Here is a 22,643-nt window from a genome sequence, read left to right as displayed (position 1 = left end):
AGTATGCGGACCGTCAGTATGCAGATAGCCGGTCACGGCATCAACTGGCCGCCATTCACCTCGATCACCTGGCCGGTGATGTAGCCGCTCAGCAGGTCCGACGAGAGGAACAGGTAAGCGCCGACGCAGTCTTCCGCCGTGCCGGCGCGGCCCTGCGGAATGGTGGCGACCATGCCCTTGATCTGCTCCTCGGTCGAATAGCGCTCATGGAAAGGGGTGAGAATCGTGCCGGGCGCCACGGCGTTGACGCGGATGCCGAAGCCGATCAGTTCCTTGGCCATGCCGCGTGTGACATTGGAGACGAAGGCCTTGGCCGAGCCGTAGAGGCCGGCGCCGCCGCCGGCACCGTTGCGCGCGGCAATTGACGAGGTGTTGACGATGAAGCCGCCCTGCTTCTTCAGCCAGGGCATCGCCTTGCGCGAGGCGGTCAGCACCGAACGCGCGTTGAGGTCCATCACAGCGTCGTAATGCGCTTCGGTCTGTTCGGCGTAGGGTATGCGGCCGAGCATGCCGCCGGCATTGTTGACCAGCCCGTCGAGGCGGCCGAAATGCTGGGCGCTGTCCTCGACGACGCGCTCGACGTCGGCGGGAACGGAGAAGTCGCCCTGGACGAGGAACACCTCGCCGCCGCTGTCACGAATGGTCTTGGCGAGTTTCTCGGCGGCCTCCTGGCTCGAATTGTAATGCAGCGCCACCCTGGATTTCTGCGCGGCATAGGCCAGCGCGAGGGCCGCGCCGATACCGGTCGAGGCACCGGTGACCAGCACCGCCTTGCCGGCGAGATCGGGAATGCTGAGTGTATTGGTGGCTGGCACTGTTGTTCCTCCGGGATGTCTGCCGCCCTTCGTAGGCCTTTGCCACCCCGGTGTTCAAGCCTCAGGGGCGCAGATAGACATAGCCCTGGCTTTGCAGTTCCGCGAGCTTCACGACGCCACCCTTGTCGGCGGCATGGAAGCCATCGAGCAGGTCGGCGAGCGAAATATCCATGCCCCGCATGGTGTTGCCGCAGGCTTGCGGCTCGAGCCCTTGCTGCACCAGGCCGGCGAAGCGGCCGGAGATAGCGGCCGAAATGCCCTTCGACTTGAAGCTCGCCAGGGCCGGGCCATGCACGACCAGCACGATGTCGGCATTGCCGCCGGTGCCCTCATAGTGGTTCTTGATGTTGCCGAGCACGAAGTTGACCTTGTCCACATCGCTCAGATGATAGGCAACCTTCAGCCGTGGGGTTTCCGTCGCCGCGGCCTGCGCGGCCCGCAGGCCAAGAAACGTCCCGGTTCCGGCAAGAACCGCGCGGAACATGTCGCGTCTGCGCATGGCATCCTCCTCAGATTTCACCGCTATTTGCGTGGCTGCGGCCGCAATACTAGCATAAGTTGACGCTACGTCCTGTCGATGCGAGGAGAGGTCACATGACGTTCGGGGCAAGGGAATGGAAGACAATCGCGGGCGCCGGATTTGGTGCCGCGCTGCTTGGCTTGCTGACAGGCACAGCCGTCGCTGACGACACGCTCAAGCTCAGGGAACTCAGCCCGAGCGGGGCGGACGTCTGTTTCGGCCGGGTCTATGACGCAGCCCATCTTAAGGCGCATCCGAAGCAGAAGGTGGCACGGATCTTCTTCTACTATGGCCATGATCCGGTCAGCCGGCCGAACGAAGAGCCCACGGCAAACGCCGACACATCCTATAATGGCTTTCTCACCACGACGTTGCGTGGCGCCAAGGCGCCGCAATGGGCCGGCGGCTGGTGTAACCATGAATCCGAGGATGGCACATCAGGGCCGATCCGTTGCGGCATGGACTGCGACCGCACCATGGCCTCGCTGAAGGTCGATGACAAAGGCCGTCTGGTTGTCACCGATGTCTCGGCCGACCTTTATCTCGATGCCGGATCGGAAGAGGAACTCGGCAAGGCCGAATATGACAGGCAGGCGCTGGGCACAGAGGACGACAATTTCCGCCTCGACCCGATGCCGGCCGCGACCTGCAAGGCCGAGTTCGCGCGCATCGATCCGATCGATCCGGCGCTCGGCCTCCCGCTGCGCGAGCGGCTGAAGCCCGACCAGGCCTTCTGCTACGGCCGCGACTATGACGCGGCGCATCTGGCCTCGCATCCCGACCAGCGGACGCAGTCGATCCGGGTTTTCCGCGGGCCGGTGGAACTGGCGTCCTTCGCGTCGGGCGGTGACGTCGCCAACTGGCCTGACGGCGCGGACATCGCCGTTTCGGTGACCACCAGGCTGAAGTCGGGAAAGGTCACGCAGACCTATTCCTGCCAGGGCGAAGCCGACCAGTGGCGCTGCGCCGCAAGTTCGAAGATGAGCGATTTCTCCTGCGACATCGCGCAGAAGGAAATCTTCCTCAAGCGCGGCGCTAACGGCACGATGATGCTGGCCAATCCCAACAACAGCCTGGCGATCGTCGATCTCTGCTCGAAGGCAGCGGACGGCAAGACGAAGTCGGACGACAAGGTCTATCGGCTGGTGCCAATGCCGCAATCGGCCTGTGCGCCTTGAATACCAGCGCGTGGTCATCCTATGGCGTAGCAAGGAGCGAAGCGACGCGGCGTAGACCATAGGATCCATGCCGGGACTCCTGAGCGCTGCTGCGGTGCAGAATTGTCTTCCGCCGTGTGCTTCATCCTAGGTCGCGGCATGGATCCTCGGGTCTCCGCGACGGAGCTTCGCTCCTGCTCCGCCCGTGGATGACGAAGTCGAGAGGCTTCGACTAATTTTCCAAGGTCGCGCCGGCGAACCGCCTCACGCAAACGGTACGGCCGTCGTGCCTTTCGGCAGCTTGGCCTCGTCGTCGGGCTCGACATGGATGGTGACGCGCACCGAGGGGATTTCGGCTTTCAGCGCGTCTTCGATGCGGTCGCAGATGACGTGGCTGGCGCCGACCGACATGTCGGCGTCGACGACCAGATGGAACTCGATGAAGGTGGCGCGGCCGGCGATGCGGGTTTTCAGGTCGTGCACCTCCAGCGCGCCCTTGCAATTGGCCGAGATGACGTCGCGGATGCGCATGTGTTCCTGCGTGTCGACGGCACGGTCCATCAGGCCGTTCATCGACGAGCCGATGACGTGCCAGCCCTGCCACAGGATGTTGAGCGCGACGATGACGGCAAGCGCCGGATCGAGGATATGCCAGCCGGTCAGGATTGCCCCGACCAGACCGCCGAAGACGCCCACCGAGGTGACGACGTCGGTCATGATGTGGTTGCCGTCGGCGACGAGCGCCGGCGATTTCTCCGCCCGGCCGACGCGGATCAGCATCCAGGCCCAGAAGGCATTGATGACGGTGGCGACGCCGTTGACGGCAAGACCTTTCCAGGGCTGTTCGAGTGGTGCTGGCGTCTGCCAGCTCCGCCAGACCTCGTTGAGGATCAACAGCGCGGCAACGACGATCAGCACGCCTTCGAGCACCGCCGAGAAATATTCCGCCTTGTGATGGCCGAATGGATGATCCTGGTCGGCCGGCTTGTAACTGACCTGGATCGCCCACAAGGCGGCGACCGAGGCAATGACGTTGACGATCGATTCCAGAGCGTCCGAATAAAGTGCGACGGAGCCGGTAATGTACCAGGCGGCCAACTTCAGCGCGAGCACGACAAAGGCGACCACGATCGACCAGAAGGCAAGGTTGGCGACCCTGCGCTTCGCGGCCGCCTTGGCTGCGATCGCCATCGTGTTCTCGGCTTCGGCCATCGAGGTCAGGCTGCCTTTTCCTTCGCCTTGCGCGGCAAATGGGCGACGATGTTCTCGATGATGCGCATGCCGGCATTGTGGCCGAGCGTCATGATCGATTCCGGATGGAACTGCACCGCCGCGATCGGCTCCTTGCGGTGCTCGAAAGCCATGATAATGCCGTCCTCCGTCTCTGCCGTGACGATGAAATCATCGGGCAAGCGCACCGGATCGGCGAAGATCGAGTGATAGCGGCCGACAGTGACTTCCTTGGGCAGGCCGGAGAAGATGATGCCCGGCTTGGAGACGCGGATGCGCGAGGGCTTGCCGTGCATGGGAATATGCAGTTGCCTGAGTTCGCCGCCATAGGCCTCGGCCAGCGCCTGCAGGCCCAGGCAGACGCCGAAGATCGGCAGGTCGCGGGCGCGCGCTCGCCTGATGGTCGCGGCGCAATCGAAATCCTTCGGCGTGCCCGGTCCGGGCGAGAGCACGACCAGGTCCGGCTTCAGCCGCTCGAACACTTCCTCCGGCACCGGCGTGCGCACGGTCGAGACATTGGCACCGGTCTGGCGGAAGTAGTTGGCCAGCGTGTGGACGAAAGAGTCCTCGTGGTCAACGAGCAGGATGTTGACACCGTCGCCGACCCGCGCGGTGGTGCGCTCGGTGCTGGCGGAGTTGCCGGTCTTGGCGTCGCGGATGGCGGAGAGCATGGCGGATGCCTTCAGTTCGGTTTCGGCTTCTTCTTCCTCGGGGATGCTGTCGAACAGCAATGTGGCGCCGGCGCGCACCTCGGCGATGCCGTCCTTGATGCGGATGGTGCGCAGCGTCAGGCCGGTGTTCATGTCGCCGTTGAAATTGACCATGCCGATCGCCCCGCCATACCAGGCGCGCGGGCTCTTTTCGTTCTGCTCGATGAAGCGCATGGCCCACAGTTTCGGCGCGCCGGTGACGGTGACCGCCCAGGCATGGGACAGGAAGGCGTCGAAGGCGTCCATGCCTTCGCGCAGCCGGCCTTCGATGTGGTCGACGGTGTGGATCAGGCGCGAATACATCTCGATCTGGCGGCGACCGATGACGCGCACCGAACCGGGCTCACAGACCCGCGACTTGTCGTTGCGGTCGACATCCGAGCACATAGTGAGCTCGGACTCGTCCTTCTTCGAATTGAGCAGTTTCAGGATCTGCTCGCTATCCGAGATCGCGTCGTCGCCGCGCTTGATGGTGCCCGAAATCGGGCAGGTTTCGACGCGGCGGCCGTTGACGCGCACGAACATTTCGGGCGAAGCGCCGATCAGATATTCGTTTTCGCCGAGATTGATGAAGAAGGAATAGGGCGAGGGGTTGATCGATTTCAGCTTGCGCGAAATGTCGGAGGGCTGCGTCTCGCAGCGCTCGTAGAACATCTGGCCGGGCACGACCTCGAACAGGTCGCCGCGCTTGAACGAGTCCATGGCGCGCCGCACCAGATTGGCATATTCGCCCGGCTCATGGTCGCCGCGCGGCGGGATGCGGTCTGCGGTCTTGAACGGCTCGGCGATTGCGTCGCGGGCTAAGCCTTCCGTCGAAAATCCTTCGCCCGAATAGTCGTAGCGGTCGGTCCAGGCCTTGGCGGAATAATGGTCGACGACCAGGATCTCGTCGGGCAGGAACAGCACGAGGTCGCGCTGGCTGGGCTTGCGCTCGAGCTTGTAGTCGACCGGGTCGAACTGGAAGGAGAGGTCGTAGCCGAAGGCGCCATAGAGGCCGAGATTGGCGTCTTCGTCGGTTTTGAACAAAGCGGTGATGGCGCGCAGCACGGTGAAGACCGAGGGCACGCGGCTGCGCTCTTCCTCGGTGAAGACGCGGCCGGGTTTGGCGACGTCGAGGCGGATCAGCGTCTTCGTCGTCTCGGCGATGGTGATGTCGGCAAGGCCGCCCAGCGTCTTGCCGATGACCGGCAACAGAGCCTCGCCGCGGCGGTTCAGCGCCTCGATGCGCATGGCGCGGCCCCGGGCGGAAATGACCAGCGGCGGATCGATGATGGCGGTGTCCCAGCGCGTGTAACGGCCGGGATATTCGTAATTCGAGGAAAACACCGCGCCCCGGCGCGAGTTCAGGCCATCGACATAGGCGTCGATCGCTCCCGCATACGGCCGGTCGTGGCGCTCACGCGTGATGGTGATGCCACCCGCGGTCACGAAGCTTTCAGCGCCGTTTTCCAGAACCTTCATCGTCATTGCCGTCTCCATCAGCTTGTTGGGGCAACGGACCCGGGACTGGCTTGGAAAAACAAATGGCCGCCCGGACTTTCCGTTGCGGCCACCCTCTCTTTTCACGCACGCGCGTTCGAACAGGCCGCTGTCAGCAGGCCCACCACCAAATGGTCTTGGTCGAACGCATGTTCATGGCGAAATCCATAGCGGCGAAAAACCGGATGCGCAACAGGTTTGAAACGTCTGTCCGGTGGCCGCCGCTTCAGGGGCTCATGGCACATCGCCAGGGCCGGCGGTCCCGGCTAGGCTGGACTTCCGACAATACCAAGACGGGAAACACCCATGACCGACCAGGCCGAGCGCGCGCGGACGTTCCATTCCCTTCACATCAAGGGCAACCCGATCGTTCTTTACAATGCCTGGGATCCGGGCTCGGCCAAGATCGTCGAGAAGGCCGGCGCCAAGGCCATCGCCACCGGAAGCTGGCCGGTCGCGGCCGCCTTCGGCTATGCCGATGGCGAGAAAATCCCGCTGGAGCTGGCGCTCGACAACATCAGGCGCATCGTGCAGGCGGTCGACCTGCCGGTGACCATGGACCTCGAGGGCGGCTACGGCGTCGAGCCGGAAGTCGTCGCCCAGACGGTGACGCGCGCCTTGCAGGCCGGCGCTATCGGCTTCAATTTCGAGGACCAGATCGTCGGCGGCACCGGCCTGCACGACATCACCGTCCAGGTGAAGCGGGTCGAAGCGGCCGCGGCCGCCGTCAAGGCCTCGGGTATACCGGCCTTCCTCAACGCCCGCACCGACATCTTCCTCAAGGCGAAGCCCGATGCGCATGACAAGACGCTGCTCGAGCAGGCGATCGAGCGGGCGCATGCCTATGAAAAGGCCGGAGCGAGTGGTTTCTTTGCGCCGGGCCTTGGCGACGAGGGTCTCATCGAGGCGCTGTGCAGGGCAACAGGACTGCCGGTCAACATCATCGCATTGGCGCATGTGCCGCCGCGCCAGCGGCTGGCCGAACTCGGCGTTGCCCGCATCAGCCACGGTCCGGTGCCGTATCGGCAAATGGCGGAATGGCTGGAGGCCAAGGCGCGGTTGGCGATTTCGGGCTAGGTCAGTCCTCGAGCGTACCCGACCTGGCATCGGCGCTTTTCCTGTCGCCGACCAGCTTCAGCAGATCCTCGCCGGCGCGGATGATGCGACGCGAGCGGCGGGTCAGGATGATGCCGTCCTGCGGCGCGAACACTTCCGCGCGGCCATCGGTTTCGCCCGGCGCGTGGACGATGGTGGCGAGCCGATCGCCCCTGACGACACGGTCGCCGGGCTTCACGTCATAGAGCACAGCGCCAGCTCGGGGGGCGGGCATCATGTCGATGTTTTCCAACGGCGCGACGACGCCCTTGAATGGGCCGGGCGCAGGCAGCGCGCCGTCGACGACCACGCCGCGTGCCACCAGCAGCCGGTAGAGCCCTTCGGCGTCGGCTTTGGCCAGGGCGCCATCGACATCGAGGATGCCGCGATATTCGACCGTGGTGGCGACACGGCGGTCGAACTTCGCCACGTCGGCAGGAACGTTCTGGTAGGGCATGATCGAGGCGCCCTCGAAGGTGCCGTCGGTGTCCTCGCTCCACAGCACCACCGCATCGACGCCCATGGCGGCGGCGCAATCGGCCATGGCCGGCCACAGGCTGGTGTGGATGTAGAGATAGGCAAGGCCCTCATCGTCGCAATGCAGGTCGAGCACGATGTCGTGGCCGAGCGACAGCTGCACCAGGCGGGACTTCAGCCGCTGGTCGGCGCCGCCAAAGCTGGTGTCGGGCAAGAGCTTGGCGTCGGGCGCGGCGAGCAGCGGAAAAGCACGGTTGAAATTGGTGCGGGTGCCCAAATGAAAGCGGCCCTGATGCTCGCCGAAATGATATTGCGCGCGGCCGATCGGGTTGGCCCAGGGCACGATGGTGATGTCGCCCTTGATGCGGCCTTCGGCAGCGGCCTTGTTCAGCGCCGGCATCAGCGCGTCGATGGCGACGACCCCCGGCAACTCGCCGGCATGGAGGGCGGCCTGCAGATAGGCCGATAGCGCCGCCTTGTCGGCGCCGGCGAAGCGAAACACCGGAAATTCGTAGGAAACGCCCTCGCTGTCGCCGGCGATGCGTTCGATCGATTTCTGCATGACTTTCTCCAGTTAGAGCGAGAAGACATGCCCATTTGAGGGATCGCTGTCGATTGGTCCAGTCGGCCGCGCTATGGGCGCAAGATTTCCGTCGCTTTGGCGAATCGACGTCTATTCGGCGGCAGCCTGGAGCGGGACAGGCGCGCGCCGGTCCAGCGCTTGCGACAGCACCGCGACGGTGACCGCCAGCAAGGCGAGCATCGCGCCGACCAGCGGCAGTTGGGCGTAGGAGACGCCCGCCGAAAGCGCCACGCCGCCGGTCCAGGCGCCTCCGGCATTGCCGACATTGAAGGCGCCCTGGTTCAGCGTGGCGGCAAGGTTCGGTCCTTCGGAAGCGGCCTCGACGACGCGGATCTGCAGCGGCGGCACGACGACGAAGATGAGCAGTCCCCAGAGGAAGACAATGCCGATGGCGACGCTGGCAATCGCGCCGAACTGCATGAAGCCGACGAACAGCACTGCCATCAACAACAGCGTGCCGATGACGGTCGGCATCAGCTTCCAGTCCGCCAGCCGCCCGCCGATGATGTTGCCGATGGTCATGCCGGCGCCGAACAACAGGAGCACCCAGGTGACTGCAGACGTCGACAGGCCGGACACTTCAGTGAGGTAGGGTTTTATATAGGTGAAAACGGCAAACAGGCTGGCCGAGGCCAGCGAGGCGATCAGCATCGCCAGCCAGACCTGTAGCCTGCCCAGCACCCGCAACTCGCCGCGCAGGCCGCCGCCGCTCGGTTCGGCGACATCCGACGGCACCAGCCAGGCGATGGCAGCGACCGAGATCAAGCCGATGCCGACCACGGCGATGAATGTGGAGCGCCAGCCGAAAGCTTCGCCAAGTGCAGTACCGGCTGGAACGCCCAGAATGTTGGAAAGCGTCAGGCCGGCAAACATCAGGGCCATGGCGCTGGCGCGTTTGTTGCGCGGCACCAGGCTGGCGGCAACGACCGAGCCGATGCCGAAGAAAGCGCCGTGGCCAAAAGCGGTGAAGACACGCGCCGCCATAAGTGTCCAATAGTCAGGCGCGATGGCGCAGAACAGATTGCCGACGACGAACGAAGCGGCCAGCCCCACCAGCACCGGCTTGCGCGGCAGATGCGCGGTGGCCATCGCGACGATCGGGGCGCCGAAGACGACGCCCAGCGCATAGCCGGTGACAAGCAGGCCGGCCGAAGGGATCGACACGCGAAGGTCGGCGGCGACCTCCGGCAGCAGGCCCATGATGACGAATTCGGTGGTGCCGATGCAGAAGGACGCAATGGCAAGCGCAAGGATCGGCAGAGGCATGGGGCGTCCAGACTGAATCGGTTCAATCCGGAGATTGAACGAGGACACGAGCTATGCGCAATGCACATTGCTGCAATGCACCGATGCAGAAAGTCCCCAGCTCGAAGCGTTTCACGCCAGCGGCTTCAGTTCCTGGGCAATCGTCGGCAGCAGTTCCGAGACCGTGGGGTGGATGTGCGTCGCGCGCGCCAGCGTGTCTACCGGTGCCTTGGCGTACATCAGATCGAGCACACAATGCACCGCTTCGTCGCCGCCGGGACCGAGCACCGAACAGCCAAGGATTTCCCTGGTGTCGGCATCGACGAGGATCTTCATGAAGCCTTGCGTCTCGCCCTTTTCGACGGCGCGGCCGACACGTGTCATCGGCCGCTGGCCGACCAGCGCGCGGCGTCCGGATTTCTTCACCGCCGCCTCGGTCATGCCGCAGCGGCCGAGTGGCGGGTCGATGTAGAGCGCATAGGCCTCGATGCGGTCGCTGACCTTGCGTGGGTCGTTGTCGAGCAGGTTGGCGGCGACGATCTCGTAGTCATTGTAGGAGGTGTGGGTGAAAGCGCCCTTGCCGTTGCAGTCGCCCATCGCCCAGATGCCGGGCACGCTGGTGCGCAGTTGGTCGTCCACGATAACGGCGCCACGCTTGTCGAGGGCCACGCCGGCTCTGTCGAGGCCGAGATCGTCGGTGTTGAGCGTTCGGCCGAGCGCCAGCAACACATGAGAACCGACGGCGGGCGGCTTGCCGGCCGAGAAGGTCACGGCGATATCGTCGCCCTGTTTGGCGAAGCCGATGTCGTCGGCGCCGACATGGACTGTGATGCCTTCATTTTCGAGGATGGACAGGATGGTGGCCGAGACGTCCTCGTCCTCGCGGCCGGTCAGGCGCGGACTCTTCTCGATGACGGTGACGTCCGAGCCGAAACGGCGGAACATCTGCGCGAATTCGAGCGAGATGTAGCTGCCGCCGACGACGATCAGATGGCGCGGCAGGACCTCGAGATCCATCATCGAGGAATTGGTCAGATAGTCGATGTCGTGGATGCCGGGCAAATCGGGCACGGAAGCGCGGCCGCCGGTGTTGAGGAAGATCTTTCCGGCGGTCAGGAGGTCGTCGCCAACGCGCACCGTATTGGCGGATTCCAAGCGCGCATGGCCGCGATAGAGCGTGCATTTGTCCATGCCGGCGATCCAGCTTTCCAGCCCCGTGCGGGAGGCGCCCGAAACCTTGTCCTTGCGCGCCTTGATCTTGGCATAGTCGACGCCTACAGGGCCACTGAGCGTCACGCCATAGTCGGCGGCACGCCGCGCCAGATGCGCGGCATAGGCGCTCGCCACCATCGTTTTGGTCGGGATGCAGCCGGTGTTGACGCAGGTACCGCCGACCAGCTTGCGCTCGATCAGCGCCACGCTCATGCCGGCTGCGTTCAGCCTTCCGGCGAGCGGTGTGCCGGCCTGGCCGGCGCCGATGATGATGGCGTCGAAAGTTTTTGCCGTCATGCCACCGCCGCCACGATCAGCAGGCCGCCGATGATCGCCACCGCGTCCTCGATGAAGGCAGCGGGCGGATCCTTGCCGAAGGCGGCCGCCAGCCGGCCGCGCGCTTCGGCGCCGCCCAACGTGCCGATGACTGCGCCGATGGCGCCGGCGATCAGGCCGCCTATTGTGGCACCACCGGTCGCGCCGATTACCGCGCCGGTGAAGGCGCCCATGATGATGCGGGCGCCGAACTGTTGCGGCACTTTACGGCTTGGCGTCGACGGCAGCTGGTCGGTGACGAGCTCGACGATGGCCAGGATCGTGAAGATGCCGACGGCGGCCCAATGGCCCATGAAGCTTGCCCAGGTGCCGGCAACCGGCAGCCAGCCCAGATAGGCGCCCCAGGCGACCGCGGCAGGCGCGGTCATGGCGCGCAGGCCGGCGATGACGCCGATGAGAAGTGCAAGAAGATAGAGCATGTTGATCCCCTCGATCACCAGGCCAGGACGGCCTTGAGACGGCAGGCTACCATAGGTCCAATATTTGACCAGTACTTGGCTTGGCGCTTTTCTGCTGGCCGCAACTATGCTTTGCAAGGACGTCAATCGGAGACCCGCCATGGCTGGAAGCGAGCGCGCGAAGATGGCGGCCGGCGAATGGTACACTTGCCTGGATGACGAGCTGGAGGCGCTGCGTGCCCTCGCGCGCGACGCGCTGTTCGAGCACAATTGCCTGCCGCCAAGGCAGCGCGGAAATCTCGGGCCGGGCCTGAAGGCATTGCTCGGCGGCGTGGGCGAGGGCGCCCGCATCGAGGCGCCGTTCCACTGCGCCTACGGCTTCAACATTCTTCTCGGCGATGGCGTCTTCCTCAACGCCGGCTGCACCATCCTCGACACGGCAGCCGTGCGCATCGGCAAGGGAACGCTGCTTGGCCCCAATGTGCAGATCTATTGCGCCGAACACCACAAGGAAGCTGCCGGGCGACAGGCGGGGCTGGAGATCGCCAGGCCGGTCGAGATCGGCGCCCATGCCTGGATCGGCGGCAGCGCCATCATCCTTGGCGGCGTCAGCATCGGCGAGGGCGCCATAGTCGGCGCCGGCGCTGTGGTGACGCGCGATGTGCCTGCAAACGAGACGGTGATCGGCAATCCGGCGCGACCGGTCAAGCGCGGTTGACGATCTGGCGCAATGCGGTCAGGCCTGCGCCACCCGTTCGTCCCAATCTACCCGCCGGGAGAATTCGCGCCGATATTGCGCCGGCGATGTCCGGAGCCGCGCGGCGAAATGCTGGCGCAGCGAGGTGGCGCTGCCGAAGCCGGCCTCGAAGGCCACGATGTCCATCGATTTTTCCGTCGCTTCCAGCAGGCGTTGCGCCAGTTCGATGCGCTGGCTGGTCAGCCAGTCGCCAAAACTGGTGCCGATCGATTTCTGGAAGCGGCGGGTAAAGGTGCGCCGTGTCAGACCGGCGGCCTCGGCGACGCTGTCCAGGCTGTGCGCCTCGTTGAGTGTCGTCCGGACCGCGTCCAGCGCCTGGGTGAAGCGGTCGGCATCCGCGCTCTTTGCCACGGGGCGTTCGATGAACTGCGCCTGCCCGCCCTGCCTGTGCGGTGAGAGCACGACGTGCCGCGCGAGCCGCAGTGCCGCTTCGGCGCCATAACGGGCGCGCACGATATGCAGGCAGCAGTCCAGCCCGGCGGCGACGCCGGCGGAGGTGACGATGTCGCCATCATCGACATAAAGCACGTCGGCATCGACCGAAATGTCGGGATGCAGGACACGCAGCTGGTCCGTATAGGCCCAATGCGTGGTCGCCTTCCGTCCCGAAAGCAGGCCGGCGGCGGCAATGGCAAAGGTGCCGAGGCACAGGCCGACAATCAGCGCCCCGCGCCGGTGCGCGCGGCCGAGCGCTTCGTTGAGCGGCCTGGCAAGGGGGGCTTCGAGATCCTTCCAGCTCGGGATGATGATGATGTCGGCATCGTCGAGCGCGGACAGCCCATGCGGGACAAGGATGCTCAGCCCGGCGTCGGTCCGGATCATGCCTTGCTCGACCCCGCAGACACGGAAGTCGAAGCGCGGCAGGCCGAGCCTCGTGCGATCGGCGCCGAACACCAGGCAAGGCACGGAGAGATGAAACGGGCTGATGCCATCGAAGGCGAGGGCGGCAATGATCGGGGCGGTCATGGGCGTTTCCGGTTCGGAAGCTGGATTGTCCCAATTCTTTCGAATGATGTCAATCGGGCCACTTTTGGCTGCTCATCGAATGGCTTATTTTCGGCCCATCGCATTCAAGCCGGAAGGAAAACACCATGTCTGCCCCCGCCAACACCACACCGCGCCGCGCGCTCATCGTCATCGACGTCCAGAACGACTATGATGGCGGCAATCTGGCCATCCAGCATCCGCCGTTCCGCGACAGCGTCGTCAATGTGGCACGTGCCATGGACGCTGCGACGGCCGCCGGCATCAAGGTCGTGGTCGTCAAGCAGATGGCGCCCGAGACCTCGCCGATCTTCGCCAAGGGCAGTCACGGCGGTGAATTGCATCCCGAAATCGCCAGGCGCGGCCGCGACCACTATGTAGAGAAGATGCTGCCCTCGGCCTTCACCGGCACCGACCTCGAGGCGTGGCTGCGCGCCAACGCCATCGATACGCTCACGGTGGTCGGCTACATGACGCATAATTGCGACCTGTCGACCATTATCCATGCCATGCATATGGGCTTTGCCGTCGAGTTCCTGTCCGACGCGACCGGCTCGGTGCCCTATGCCAACAGCGCCGGCTATGCCTCGGCCGAGGAGATCCACCGCGTGGTCACGATCATCCTGCAGTCGCGCTTCGCCGCGGTGCTGAAGACCGCCGAATGGACGGAATGCCTGAAGACCGGCGCCTTGCCGGAGCGCGACACGATCTACGCCTCCAACCAGCGGGCGCTGGCGCGCAACGCGGCTTAGGCCGTTCTGCAAACAAAAAGGGCGCCGCATCGCTGCGGCGCCCTTTGGCATTTGCGATTTTGAAGGGTTCTAGAACAGGCCTTCGATCTGGCCCATCTCGTTGAGGAAGATCTTTTCCGAGGACGGCGCCTTGGGCAGGCCGGGCATGGTCATGACCTCGCCGCAGATGATGACGACGAAGCCGGCGCCCGCCGAAAGCCTGACCTCGCGCACCGGCACGGTGTGGCCGGTCGGCGCGCCGCGCAGGTTCGGGTCGGTCGAGAAGGAGTACTGGGTCTTGGCCATGCAGACCGGGAGGTTGCCGTAGCCCGCCTGCTCCCAGGCGTGCAACTGGTCGCGCACCGACTTGTCGGCAATCGCTTCCGAGCCGCGATAGATGCGCTGGACGATGGTGTTGATCTTCTCGAACAGCGGCATGGCGTCGGGATAGAGCGGCGCGAATTGCGAGGCGCCGGATTCGGCCAGCGCCACCACCTTGTTGGCGAGCTCCTCGATGCCGGCCGAGCCCTTGGCCCAGTGCTTGCACAAGACCGCCTCTTCGCCCATCGAGGCGACATAGTCCTTCATCGCCTGGATTTCGGCGTCGGTGTCGGAATAGAAGTGGTTGATGGCGACCACCGCCGGTACGCCGAACTGCCTGATGTTTTCGATGTGGCGGCCGAGATTGGCGCAGCCCTTCTTCACCGCCTCGACGTTTTCCTTGCCGAGGTCTTCCTTCTTGACGCCGCCATTCATCTTCATGGCGCGCACGGTGGCGACGATGACGGCGGCCGCCGGCTTGAGGCCCGCCTTGCGGCACTTGATGTCGAAGAATTTCTCGGCACCGAGGTCGGCGCCGAAACCGGCTTCGGTGACGACATAGTCGGCGAGCTTCAGCGCCGTGGTGGTGGCAACGACCGAGTTGCAGCCATGCGCGATGTTGGCGAACGGGCCGCCATGGACGAAGGCCGGGTTGTTCTCCAGCGTCTGCACCAGGTTGGGCTGCATGGCGTCCTTCAGCAGCACGGCCATGGCGCCGTCGGCCTTGAGGTCACGGGCATAGACCGGCGACTTGTCACGGCGGTAGGCGACGATGATGTCGCCGAGGCGCTTTTCCAGATCCTTCAGGTCGGTGGCAAGGCACAGGATGGCCATGACTTCCGAGGCGACGGTGATGTCGAAGCCGGCCTCGCGCGGGAAGCCGTTGGCGACGCCGCCGAGCGAGCAGATGATTTCGCGCAGCGCCCGGTCGTTCATGTCCATGACGCGGCGCCACACCACGCGGCGGGTGTCGATGCCGAGCTCATTGCCCCAGTAGATGTGGTTGTCGATCAGGGCCGAAAGCAGATTGTGGGCGGTGGTGATGGCGTGGAAGTCGCCGGTGAAGTGGAGGTTCATGTCCTCCATCGGCACGACCTGTGCGTAGCCGCCGCCGGCAGCACCGCCCTTGACGCCGAAATTCGGGCCGAGCGAGGCTTCGCGGATGCAGACGATCGCCTTCTTGCCGATGCGGTTGAGGCCATCGCCGAGGCCGACGGTGGTGGTGGTCTTGCCTTCACCGGCAGGCGTCGGGTTGATGGCGGTGACCAGGATCAGCTTGCCGTCCTTGTTGCCCTTCACCGATTTGATGAACTCGGCCGAGATCTTGGCCTTGTCGTGGCCATAGGGCAGCAGATGTTCGGTCGGGATGCCGATCTTCTGGCCGATCTCCTGGATCTGCTTTTTCTTGGCGGCGCGCGCGATCTCGATGTCGGACTTCACTTCGGCCATGACGGCTTTCCTCTGGATTGAACGGTGGAGGGGACGGGGTTGATCTCTATCGCATGCAGGTTGGAACCGGGCGCGCGGGCATGTTCTAACCCTGTCGCTGCCGTGGCGTCAACTTCCATGCAACTATGTTTCCTATAGAGAAAATTCTTGTGCGGCCGGCCGACCTGTCCTCGGTTCTTTCTGGCTCCGCTTGCCGCGCCGTATAGAAGCCAGAGCGGCGGCGTTTCCGCCGTCTCAAAACAGCCGCACAATGCACGGAATGCGACAGAGGCGACGGCGCAAATTCGCCATCGCTGGAACCGCGACAACCGAACGCTACTGCGTCAGGACGTTGCTGATTTCGACCATGTTGGAGCGCACGCGCAGGATGTAGAAGCCCATCGTCGTCAGATGCGTCGGCAGCAGCCAGCCATCCTCGCGGCCATTGGCGATGATGAACGGCTGTATGCGCAGGGCCGAGACAAATTGCGCGTCCATCGTGTCCCACAGGCTCTGCAGGTGCTTTTCCTTGATGACGTCCTCGAAGTCGGCCTGCGCGCCCTTCATCAGGCCATAATAGGCATAGAGCTGGCCATAGGCGAACCAGTAGCGGTCGTCGGCGCGCGTATCGAACCAGCCATTGTTGTGGTTCTCGGCACGCTCCTTGAGGATGGCGGAGGTCGAGCCAATGTCCGATGCGATGCGGTCGATATATTGCTTCAGATTGTCGGCGCGGGCATCGAAAGTGGCCTGGCAGGTGGCGAGGCGGGCATTGAATGAGCGCAGCTTGCGCACGGCGTCGCGATAGTAGCTCGGGGTCGGCGTCTTCGGGCCGAACGGGCTTACGCCGAAATACCAGGTGTATTCGTCGAACTGCAGATTGCCGCGCGCATCCTGCAGATCGGCATCGATCTGCGAGGTCGTGCGCACGCGGCCGAGATTGTCGGCGAGTTCGGTCGCCGTGCGCCGCACCGCCTGGTTGATGCCGCGCTGGAACGACGCCTTGTTGTCCATCCACGGCGTGTTGTCCCAGTCGATGCCGAACAGGCCGAGCTTGTAGAGGATCATCGACGAGATCCAGGCATTCTGGTTGACGTTGAAGTCGGTCAGATCGGCCGCGATCTGGGCAATGCCGGAGTTGCCGCAGGTCTTGGCCGTGTCGGTGCCGGTGCCGGCGGCCACCTGCTCGCCGGCGGAAACATTGCGCTTCTCGAACGTGTAGGTGTCCGGATAGTTCGGGTTGAAATTGTTCCACCACTGGGTGGCATAGAAGAAGTTGGCGTAGAGGCCGATCAGCACCAACAGGGCCAGGCCGAGCACGGCCTTGAGGATCCAGCCACGCTGCGTGTACCAGCGGCCGGCCCATAGGAACGGCCACAGGATGGCGCCAATCAGAAGGCCAATGCCGCGGCCGATCCACTGGAAAATCCGGGTGAAGAAATTGACGATCGGATCGAGCATGGCTGTGTCACCCCCTCAAAGCATGATGCCAAAAAGTTGCAGACTTTTTGGATAACATCATGCGCCAAAACAACAAGTTAGAACGAAATGACAGCTCATTTCGTTCTAGTCAGTCAGGCCGTAGAGGCGTGTGCGAAACGCCACCTTGTCCTTCAAATATGTGGTTTTCAGAACGTCCACAACATGCGATCTCCAGGCGTCGCTGAAGCCGTCATAGTCCTTGTAGAAGCCCTGCTTGTTGAAGATGTAGCGCGAGACAAAGTCGCTCGGCACGAAATCCGAGATCAGCCGGTTGGTCAGCCAGGCGTCGGGATGGTCCGGCTTGGCGCGGACCACAAGGAAGCGCTGCTGCGGGAACACATCCTCGATCTTGAGATGGCCAAGCTGGGCGATTTCGCGCTTGGCGGCGTTGAGGAAAGGGAAATTGCCGTCCTTGGTGATCAGGTCGGCATGGCTCTGGATCCAAGTCTGTAGCCAGACCTTGTCGACATCGGTCAGGTTGCGGTTTGGCTCGGCGTCGCGGATCAGCGCGCGCACCACCATCTCGGCGCGGTGCTCGAGATAGCCGGACGCTTCGATCCAGGAGGCGCGCGGCAGTTCGATGCGGCCGGTGCTGGCCAGGAACTTGAAGACCTTGTCGGCGTCGTTGATCGAGAGATAGCTCACCTGCCACGGCCGCGAGCGGCGAAAGCCCGGGGCCGCCGGATCGCTGATCACCGTCGTCATGTCGGGATCGACGAACACGTAGAGCCCGCCGAAATGGCTGGTCCAGTAGGCATTGTGGCGGAAGATCACCTGGTCGGGCACCAGCGCGTTCTCGCGGATGTCGCCGCAGATTTTCGCCAGCTCCACCATGCGGGTCAGCATGGCGTTGTCGCGCCAGGCGTCGGGCTCCTGCCTCAGCCGGTCGACAAGCTTGCCGAGTTCAGCGGCCTTACCCAGCACGTCCTCGGCTGACAGCACCTTGAACTCAACCTGGTTGATCGACAGCAGGTCTTCGATGTCGTTGACCTTGGGAACGGAATCCTCGATCTCGCCGTAGATGACATCCTTGATCGTCAGCGCGTCGATGGCGCGCTGGTTCTTGGACATGAACTCGAACATCAGCTGCGAGGTGTTGGAGAAGGCCGTGTGCACCACCGGCAGGTCGATCTGCGACGGCGTCAGGATGATGAAACGGCGATTGACCTCGTTGGGGTCGAGATAGTCGGGGTCGCCGCATTCGTCGGCGATCTCGGGCGAGAAGCCGGTGCGGTCGATCTGGAAGCTCTTCAGCTTGGTGGGAGGCAGGCCGAAGGCGGCCAGCGCCTTGTTGTAACGCTGGATGAGATGCGGCTCGTCGACGGTGAGCAGCCGGCCGTAGATGAGCTCGTTGTCGCGCAAGAGGTCGGGTTTTTTGGCGGGGTGGCTCATCTTTCCTTCTCCCCGTTCGCGGGGAGAAGGAAAGGCCGGTGTGGCTCACGCATTCCAAAGCCCCTTCTTCTTCATCTCCTCCATCTCGCGCGCCGCCCGCTCGCGTAGCCGCGCGTCGCGCAGCAGCTTTTCCACGGCGGCGTCGTCGGACTTGTCGGAATAGCGGAACTCGGAATCGGCGTAGCGGTTGATCTCCTGCATGACCATGTCCATCGAGAACGGACCGCGCAGTTCCTCGATCATGGCTTTCTTCTCGTCATAGCTCTTGTGCATGAAGGCTTCCGGCTTCTCGAACCAGTCGTCGGGAAGCTCAATGTCCATGGCGCGCATCTTGATGGCGTCGGTAACGTTCTTGATGGCGCGGCCGGTGAAGCGCGGCTCGGCGTCCTTGATCAGGTGCAGGTAGGTGCCGATGTCGGCCAAGGTCTTGGGCGCGCCATTGTCCTTCATGTAGCGCTCGTAGACCTTCATCAGGCCGTCTTCCTGCGGCTTCTCATGCTCCTCATAGGCTTCGGTCACGGCGCGCTGGATTTCCTGCGCGGCGTAGAGCTCGTGCTTGCCCAGAGGGATTTCGTGGTTCTTGCCGGCGAGCAGCACGAAGATGTCGATATAGTCGTCGCGGGTCTGCGGGCCGTCGACCAGCCAGCGGGCGCCGGCGCGCTGGCGCAGCGCGTCGTCGACATTTTCGGGATAGTTGGAGAACATGCCGAACGAGCAGTTGCCGCGCACCACGGTTGAAGCGCCGGCGAAGGCATCCATCAGGACGCCGGTGATTTCCTGCTGGCCGGCAGAGGCGCGGTCGTCGGAGCGGCGCGCCGCCACCTGGTCGATATCGTCGATGGTGCCGAAGCCGATGACGCGCGGGTTGAGCACATTGTTGATGAACTGGCGGCAGTTCTGACCCGATTTGCCCTGATAGGACGAGATCTGGTCGACGCCGAAATTCTCGTAGGCGAAGGGATAGCCGGCGACCTGGCAGTAGCCGTTGACCAGGCCGGCGATCATCTGGATCAGCGTCGTCTTGCCGGTGCCGGGCGCACCGTCGCCGATGAAGGTGAACAGGAAGCCGCCGAGTTCGACGAACGGGTTCAGCTCGCGCTCGAAATCATAGGCCATCAGCATCTTGGCGAGCTTGACCGACTGGTATTTGGCGATGTGGTTGCCGACGACTTCTTCCGGCTTCTTGAAGGTCATCACCAGCGGCTTCGACCGCTTGCGGGGCGCGACGTCGAAGCCGTCGAGGGTGAAGTCGTCGGCATCGATGCGGATATGGGCGTTCTCGAACGGGCCGATGCCGTCGAAGCGGCCTTTTCTGGCCAGCAGTCCGTCAATGGCGACGCGGGCGAAGGCGCGTGCCCTGGTCGCCAGGTCGGCATCGTCCTTCGAGCCCGCGATCGCCTTGTCGAGGCGCGCGAGGATCGACTTCACCGCATCCTGCGGCGTGTCGAAAAGGAAGTCGGGTTCGGGGATGTCGTTGGGCGCCTCGCCGTCGCTGTCGATCAGCTGGAACAGGTAGGATGCCAGGCTGAAGGCCGAGATGTAGGCCGACGCTGAGAGCAGCTTCTTGAAGGTCGACGCCTCGTCGCCCTCCAGCGGGGCGCGGGCGTTCTTCGCCTGCAGGCTTTCGAGGTCGGAGCCTTCGGCGAAGACATCCGATATGGCGAGCGCAATCGCCGTACCGCGCCGGGCACGAAACAGAAGCGTGTGCTGCGGGATGGTCAGCAGCTGGTCGTCGGGATGGACGGCGCCGACGGTCCTCGACAGCTCTACCTCGCGCGTGCGGCGCACCGAGCCGACCGAGACGGTGGAGACGAAGCGGCGGTTGGTGCCGGCCAGCGCCGTGCCGGATTCGCGCGACGGGTCCTCCAGCACGACGATGCGGGTGATGAAGCTCTGCGCGGTGGCGCGGTGCTTCTCGATCGCCGCTTCCGGGATGGTGGTCAGGCCGGTGTCCATGAAGGATGCTCCGTGGTGTTACGGTCAGACGTCTGAAATGACCTGTCCGTTCGACAGGATGTGGACCTTGTAGCCGCCAAAGATCTTCTGTGCTTCGCCGGCGGCGTAGAGCGCCTGGTAGGCCTCGTGCGGGATCAGTGCGTGGTTTTCGTAGCTCGACACGCCCTGGCGCGCGGCTTCCAGGTCGTCGGTGTTGATGAAGAATTCCTGCGTCGTCTTCTCGCTGGAAAACAGCCCCTTCCGGCCGGGCTTCTCGCCCTTGGAATAGACCTCCTGGATGGTCCAGGTCAGCAGCCAGGCGTTTTCCGGCTTGCGCACCTTGGCCAGCACTTCGGTCACCGTCGAATTGTTGTCGGTAATGCCCGCGGAATAGAACGGGCCAAGCACGACGCGGCGCAACTGCTTGGGGTGCAGCGGCTCGAAATCCTTGTCTAGGTTTACGGCAATCGTCGCCGGCGAAAGCGTGTAGGCGGAGTTCTTCTCGGTGAAATCGTCGAAACGGTGGGCGAGCTCGGGATTGAGCAGGCCGTCGACCGGCAGCGGGATGTCGACCTTGTCGTTGAGCTTGCCGTTCCGGTCGACGAGCTGGCGGACCATGTTCTCGGAGGAATCCTCCACCGTCACCATGTAGACCAGCGGCAAGTTGGCGCTGCCGTCGAAGGTCGCCCAATGGACGAGATAGTAGGGCAACGCCGTCTTCGGATTGACCGACACCTTGGCCGTCTGCGCCAGCGTGAACGGCCCGAAAGTCTGCTCGCTCTTGACGTCCTCGAGATAGAGACGCTCGGCCATCGACTTCTGCAGCGCCTCGGGGAACTCCTTGTGGCGCAGGATGAAGTCGGCCATCTCCTCGCGCAGCTCTCCGGCCAGCGGGATGTTGGCGAGCCGGCTGTCGGCCTGGCGGCGGTCGTTTTCCAGTTCGAGCAGGTTCTGGAACACCGGAAAACCGCTTTCGGCGCGCGAAATGCGGAACGTGTCCATGAAGCCCAGCCGGTTGCGCCAGCAGCCAAAGGACTTGTCGAGCCGGGCGATGTACTCGGCAACGATCTTTGCGACGATGCCGTGCCGGTAAAGCGGCGAGCGGTCGTCGCGCATGAACACTTCAAGGCCGCTGAGCGCGGCCGTGATTGCCGAGAAATACCGCGCCGCCGCGTCGTTTTCGGGGGTCATTCTGTCAGCCCTGGGATTGTCGCACCGGTGCGCGCGGCAATTATGACTGCACGTAGTTGGCCGAATTGTGCTTCTTCAGCACCTCGTCGAAGCGCCGGGCAAAGGCATCGTCGGCGAGCTTCTTGCGGCGCTGGATATCGGCGCTGGCGACCATGTTCTTCTCGTGCATTTCGAGCAGGTCGCCAATGTGCTTCTGCGAAGCGGCGCCGATGCCGGCCATGGTTTCTTCCGCCGTGTTGTCGACCTGGCTGCCCAGCGTGTTGATCTTGTGGGCGACGTCCTGCTGCGCGGCGGTCTTCAGCGAATCTTCCAGCGCCTTGTAGAGCACGATGCGCTGCTCGGTATCGATGGTCAGCTTGTTGATCAGCGTCGACTGCGCGGCGATCTGGTTGTTGAGCGAATCGACGAAGGTCTGGAACATCGAGGTGTAGCGCTCGAGCGTCTGGCTTTCGGCCAGCAGTTCCTGCTCCTTGGCCTGCTTCTCGTTGTATTCGGTGGCGAGCTTGGAGCGTTCGCCCTCAAGTTGGGTGCGGTCCTTCTGGCTGGTCGAGGCGGCGATCTTGTTTTCGATGTCGAGCAGCATCGGGTTGAGTTCCTCGATGCGTTTCTGCACGGCTTCGAGGTTCGACATGGTGGTCTTGCGGCGCTCGATCACCTGCGACAGGCTGGTCTCGGAGGTCTTGTAGCGCTGGTCGAGGACCTCCTTCTGCGCCTTCAAGATGCCGACGATGGTGTCGGACTTGGCCAGAAGTTCCTGCAGATTGCCGGCCAGCGACATGTTGCGGACGCGGTCGGTGCGCATACGCTGCTTGCGCTGGCTAGAGAAGACACCGACGAAGTTTTCCCAGCCGGTGTAGTTCTTCATGCTCTCGAACTCGGCGCCGAAGACGTTGGTGGCGTCCTCGAGGCCGATGATCAGGTCGGCAATGTTGCCTTCCATCACCTTCTGCTGCTTCAGCACGTCCTCGATGCGGGCGTTCTCGATGTCGAAATTGGCGTCGCCGATCTTCTTGTCAGCGGTGGCAAGCGTGTCGAGCACGGTGCCGGACTGCTCGATCTTGGTGCGCATGTCCTGGACGACCTGCTTGGTCTTGGCAATTTCGGCGTCGAAATTCTGCAATGTCGCCATAGGGGCCTCCCGCTTCGGCTTCCGGTCGCTGATTGC

General features: G+C 63.8%; 19 protein-coding genes. 4 read left to right on the top strand and 15 right to left on the bottom strand.

Annotated elements, in window-relative coordinates:
• Positions 1-32: 32 nt before the first annotated feature.
• Both AB4Z43_RS07025 and AB4Z43_RS07020 read right to left on the bottom strand, forming a co-directional pair.
• Positions 33-815 carry an SDR family NAD(P)-dependent oxidoreductase gene (locus tag AB4Z43_RS07025; protein WP_038649175.1) on the bottom strand — a complete coding sequence of 261 codons (783 nt, stop codon included), beginning with the start codon at positions 813-815 and terminating at the stop codon, positions 33-35.
• A gap of 61 nt (positions 816-876) precedes the next feature.
• A complete protein-coding gene (locus AB4Z43_RS07020) occupies positions 877-1,314 on the bottom strand; it encodes a DsrE family protein (RefSeq protein WP_441936648.1) in 438 nt (145 codons plus the stop codon).
• Positions 1,315-1,409: 95 nt separating this feature from the next.
• Here AB4Z43_RS07020 and AB4Z43_RS07015 point away from each other — a divergent pair, with 95 nt between their 5' ends.
• A complete protein-coding gene (locus AB4Z43_RS07015; RefSeq protein WP_441936646.1) occupies positions 1,410-2,513 on the top strand; it encodes a hypothetical protein in 1,104 nt (367 codons plus the stop codon).
• 243 nt (positions 2,514-2,756) lie between these two features.
• Here AB4Z43_RS07015 and AB4Z43_RS07010 read toward each other — a convergent pair whose 3' ends face one another.
• Complete coding sequence (locus AB4Z43_RS07010; RefSeq protein WP_019860730.1) at positions 2,757-3,704, bottom strand: cation diffusion facilitator family transporter; 948 nt, start codon at positions 3,702-3,704, stop codon at positions 2,757-2,759.
• A gap of 5 nt (positions 3,705-3,709) precedes the next feature.
• Positions 3,710-5,899, bottom strand: coding sequence for an anthranilate synthase (locus tag AB4Z43_RS07005; protein WP_064981644.1), 2,190 nt, complete (start codon positions 5,897-5,899; stop codon positions 3,710-3,712).
• A 318-nt stretch (positions 5,900-6,217) separates the two neighbouring features.
• On the opposite strand from AB4Z43_RS07005, the gene AB4Z43_RS07000 reads away from it, so the two are divergent.
• Positions 6,218-6,988, top strand: coding sequence for an isocitrate lyase/PEP mutase family protein (locus AB4Z43_RS07000; protein ID WP_064980633.1), 771 nt, complete (start codon positions 6,218-6,220; stop codon positions 6,986-6,988).
• Position 6,989: 1 nt separating this feature from the next.
• Here AB4Z43_RS07000 and AB4Z43_RS06995 read toward each other — a convergent pair whose 3' ends face one another.
• From AB4Z43_RS06995 to AB4Z43_RS06980, 4 genes are all read right to left on the bottom strand, one after another.
• Positions 6,990-8,045 carry a succinylglutamate desuccinylase/aspartoacylase domain-containing protein gene (locus tag AB4Z43_RS06995; protein ID WP_064980631.1) on the bottom strand — a complete coding sequence of 352 codons (1,056 nt, stop codon included), beginning with the start codon at positions 8,043-8,045 and terminating at the stop codon, positions 6,990-6,992.
• Positions 8,046-8,156: 111 nt separating this feature from the next.
• Positions 8,157-9,332 (bottom strand): MFS transporter, encoded by a 1,176-nt coding sequence (locus AB4Z43_RS06990; RefSeq protein ID WP_441936643.1) that lies wholly within the window; start codon positions 9,330-9,332, stop codon positions 8,157-8,159.
• Between the two features lie 111 nt (positions 9,333-9,443).
• On the bottom strand, positions 9,444-10,820 hold the full coding sequence (locus AB4Z43_RS06985; RefSeq protein ID WP_069093004.1) for an FAD-containing oxidoreductase: 1,377 nt from the start codon (positions 10,818-10,820) through the stop codon (positions 9,444-9,446).
• Complete coding sequence (locus AB4Z43_RS06980) at positions 10,817-11,278, bottom strand: membrane protein (RefSeq protein WP_027047309.1); 462 nt, start codon at positions 11,276-11,278, stop codon at positions 10,817-10,819. Before AB4Z43_RS06980 ends, AB4Z43_RS06985 begins: the two co-directional genes overlap by 4 nt.
• A gap of 139 nt (positions 11,279-11,417) precedes the next feature.
• Between AB4Z43_RS06980 and AB4Z43_RS06975 the strand changes: the two genes are divergently transcribed.
• Positions 11,418-11,975, top strand: coding sequence for a sugar O-acetyltransferase (locus tag AB4Z43_RS06975; protein ID WP_441936641.1), 558 nt, complete (start codon positions 11,418-11,420; stop codon positions 11,973-11,975).
• An 18-nt stretch (positions 11,976-11,993) separates the two neighbouring features.
• Here AB4Z43_RS06975 and AB4Z43_RS06970 read toward each other — a convergent pair whose 3' ends face one another.
• The gene (locus AB4Z43_RS06970; RefSeq protein WP_441936639.1) at positions 11,994-12,980 is read right to left on the bottom strand and encodes a helix-turn-helix domain-containing protein; all 987 of its coding nucleotides are present in this window, start codon (positions 12,978-12,980) and stop codon (positions 11,994-11,996) included.
• Between the two features lie 125 nt (positions 12,981-13,105).
• Here AB4Z43_RS06970 and AB4Z43_RS06965 point away from each other — a divergent pair, with 125 nt between their 5' ends.
• Positions 13,106-13,750, top strand: a complete 645-nt coding sequence (locus AB4Z43_RS06965; protein ID WP_441936637.1) for a cysteine hydrolase family protein — start codon at positions 13,106-13,108, stop codon at positions 13,748-13,750.
• A 69-nt stretch (positions 13,751-13,819) separates the two neighbouring features.
• Here the strand turns inward: AB4Z43_RS06965 and AB4Z43_RS06960 are convergent, their stop codons facing one another.
• The 6 genes from AB4Z43_RS06960 to AB4Z43_RS06935 all read right to left on the bottom strand — a co-directional run bounded on the left by AB4Z43_RS06960 (position 13,820) and on the right by AB4Z43_RS06935 (position 22,607).
• A complete protein-coding gene (locus tag AB4Z43_RS06960; protein ID WP_064980621.1) occupies positions 13,820-15,499 on the bottom strand; it encodes a formate--tetrahydrofolate ligase in 1,680 nt (559 codons plus the stop codon).
• 315 nt (positions 15,500-15,814) lie between these two features.
• Complete coding sequence (locus AB4Z43_RS06955; RefSeq protein ID WP_019860715.1) at positions 15,815-16,939, bottom strand: DUF2333 family protein; 1,125 nt, start codon at positions 16,937-16,939, stop codon at positions 15,815-15,817.
• Between the two features lie 105 nt (positions 16,940-17,044).
• A complete protein-coding gene (locus AB4Z43_RS06950; RefSeq protein ID WP_038649155.1) occupies positions 17,045-18,352 on the bottom strand; it encodes a DUF6638 family protein in 1,308 nt (435 codons plus the stop codon).
• Positions 18,353-18,397: 45 nt separating this feature from the next.
• On the bottom strand, positions 18,398-20,308 hold the full coding sequence (locus AB4Z43_RS06945; RefSeq protein WP_441936634.1) for an ATP-binding protein: 1,911 nt from the start codon (positions 20,306-20,308) through the stop codon (positions 18,398-18,400).
• A gap of 24 nt (positions 20,309-20,332) precedes the next feature.
• Complete coding sequence (locus AB4Z43_RS06940; RefSeq protein WP_038649149.1) at positions 20,333-21,478, bottom strand: hypothetical protein; 1,146 nt, start codon at positions 21,476-21,478, stop codon at positions 20,333-20,335.
• Between the two features lie 40 nt (positions 21,479-21,518).
• Entirely contained in the window at positions 21,519-22,607 is a 1,089-nt protein-coding gene (locus tag AB4Z43_RS06935) for a hypothetical protein (RefSeq protein WP_027047308.1), read from the bottom strand.
• Positions 22,608-22,643: the final 36 nt, after the last annotated feature.

Source organism: Mesorhizobium sp. 2RAF45 (assembly GCF_052115225.1).
Taxonomy (GTDB): domain Bacteria; phylum Pseudomonadota; class Alphaproteobacteria; order Rhizobiales; family Rhizobiaceae; genus Mesorhizobium; species Mesorhizobium jarvisii.
Note: the sequence above shows the minus strand (reverse complement) of the source record. Positions and strands in the feature narration are given on the sequence as shown.

Excerpts from the sequence above, each read along its gene's own strand:
- AB4Z43_RS07020 (WP_441936648.1), bottom strand. The coding sequence starts at position 1,314 with ATGCGCAGACGCGACATGTTCCGCGCGGTTCTTGCCGGAACCGGGACG.
- AB4Z43_RS07015 (WP_441936646.1), top strand. The coding sequence starts at position 1,410 with ATGACGTTCGGGGCAAGGGAATGGAAGACAATCGCGGGCGCCGGATTT.
- AB4Z43_RS07010 (WP_019860730.1), bottom strand. The coding sequence starts at position 3,704 with ATGGCCGAAGCCGAGAACACGATGGCGATCGCAGCCAAGGCGGCCGCG.
- AB4Z43_RS07005 (WP_064981644.1), bottom strand. The coding sequence starts at position 5,899 with ATGACGATGAAGGTTCTGGAAAACGGCGCTGAAAGCTTCGTGACCGCG.
- AB4Z43_RS07000 (WP_064980633.1), top strand. The coding sequence starts at position 6,218 with ATGACCGACCAGGCCGAGCGCGCGCGGACGTTCCATTCCCTTCACATC.
- AB4Z43_RS06995 (WP_064980631.1), bottom strand. The coding sequence starts at position 8,045 with ATGCAGAAATCGATCGAACGCATCGCCGGCGACAGCGAGGGCGTTTCC.
- AB4Z43_RS06990 (WP_441936643.1), bottom strand. The coding sequence starts at position 9,332 with ATGCCTCTGCCGATCCTTGCGCTTGCCATTGCGTCCTTCTGCATCGGC.
- AB4Z43_RS06985 (WP_069093004.1), bottom strand. The coding sequence starts at position 10,820 with ATGACGGCAAAAACTTTCGACGCCATCATCATCGGCGCCGGCCAGGCC.
- AB4Z43_RS06980 (WP_027047309.1), bottom strand. The coding sequence starts at position 11,278 with ATGCTCTATCTTCTTGCACTTCTCATCGGCGTCATCGCCGGCCTGCGC.
- AB4Z43_RS06975 (WP_441936641.1), top strand. The coding sequence starts at position 11,418 with ATGGCTGGAAGCGAGCGCGCGAAGATGGCGGCCGGCGAATGGTACACT.
- AB4Z43_RS06970 (WP_441936639.1), bottom strand. The coding sequence starts at position 12,980 with ATGACCGCCCCGATCATTGCCGCCCTCGCCTTCGATGGCATCAGCCCG.
- AB4Z43_RS06965 (WP_441936637.1), top strand. The coding sequence starts at position 13,106 with ATGTCTGCCCCCGCCAACACCACACCGCGCCGCGCGCTCATCGTCATC.
- AB4Z43_RS06960 (WP_064980621.1), bottom strand. The coding sequence starts at position 15,499 with ATGGCCGAAGTGAAGTCCGACATCGAGATCGCGCGCGCCGCCAAGAAA.
- AB4Z43_RS06955 (WP_019860715.1), bottom strand. The coding sequence starts at position 16,939 with ATGCTCGATCCGATCGTCAATTTCTTCACCCGGATTTTCCAGTGGATC.
- AB4Z43_RS06950 (WP_038649155.1), bottom strand. The coding sequence starts at position 18,352 with ATGAGCCACCCCGCCAAAAAACCCGACCTCTTGCGCGACAACGAGCTC.
- AB4Z43_RS06945 (WP_441936634.1), bottom strand. The coding sequence starts at position 20,308 with ATGGACACCGGCCTGACCACCATCCCGGAAGCGGCGATCGAGAAGCAC.
- AB4Z43_RS06940 (WP_038649149.1), bottom strand. The coding sequence starts at position 21,478 with ATGACCCCCGAAAACGACGCGGCGGCGCGGTATTTCTCGGCAATCACG.
- AB4Z43_RS06935 (WP_027047308.1), bottom strand. The coding sequence starts at position 22,607 with ATGGCGACATTGCAGAATTTCGACGCCGAAATTGCCAAGACCAAGCAG.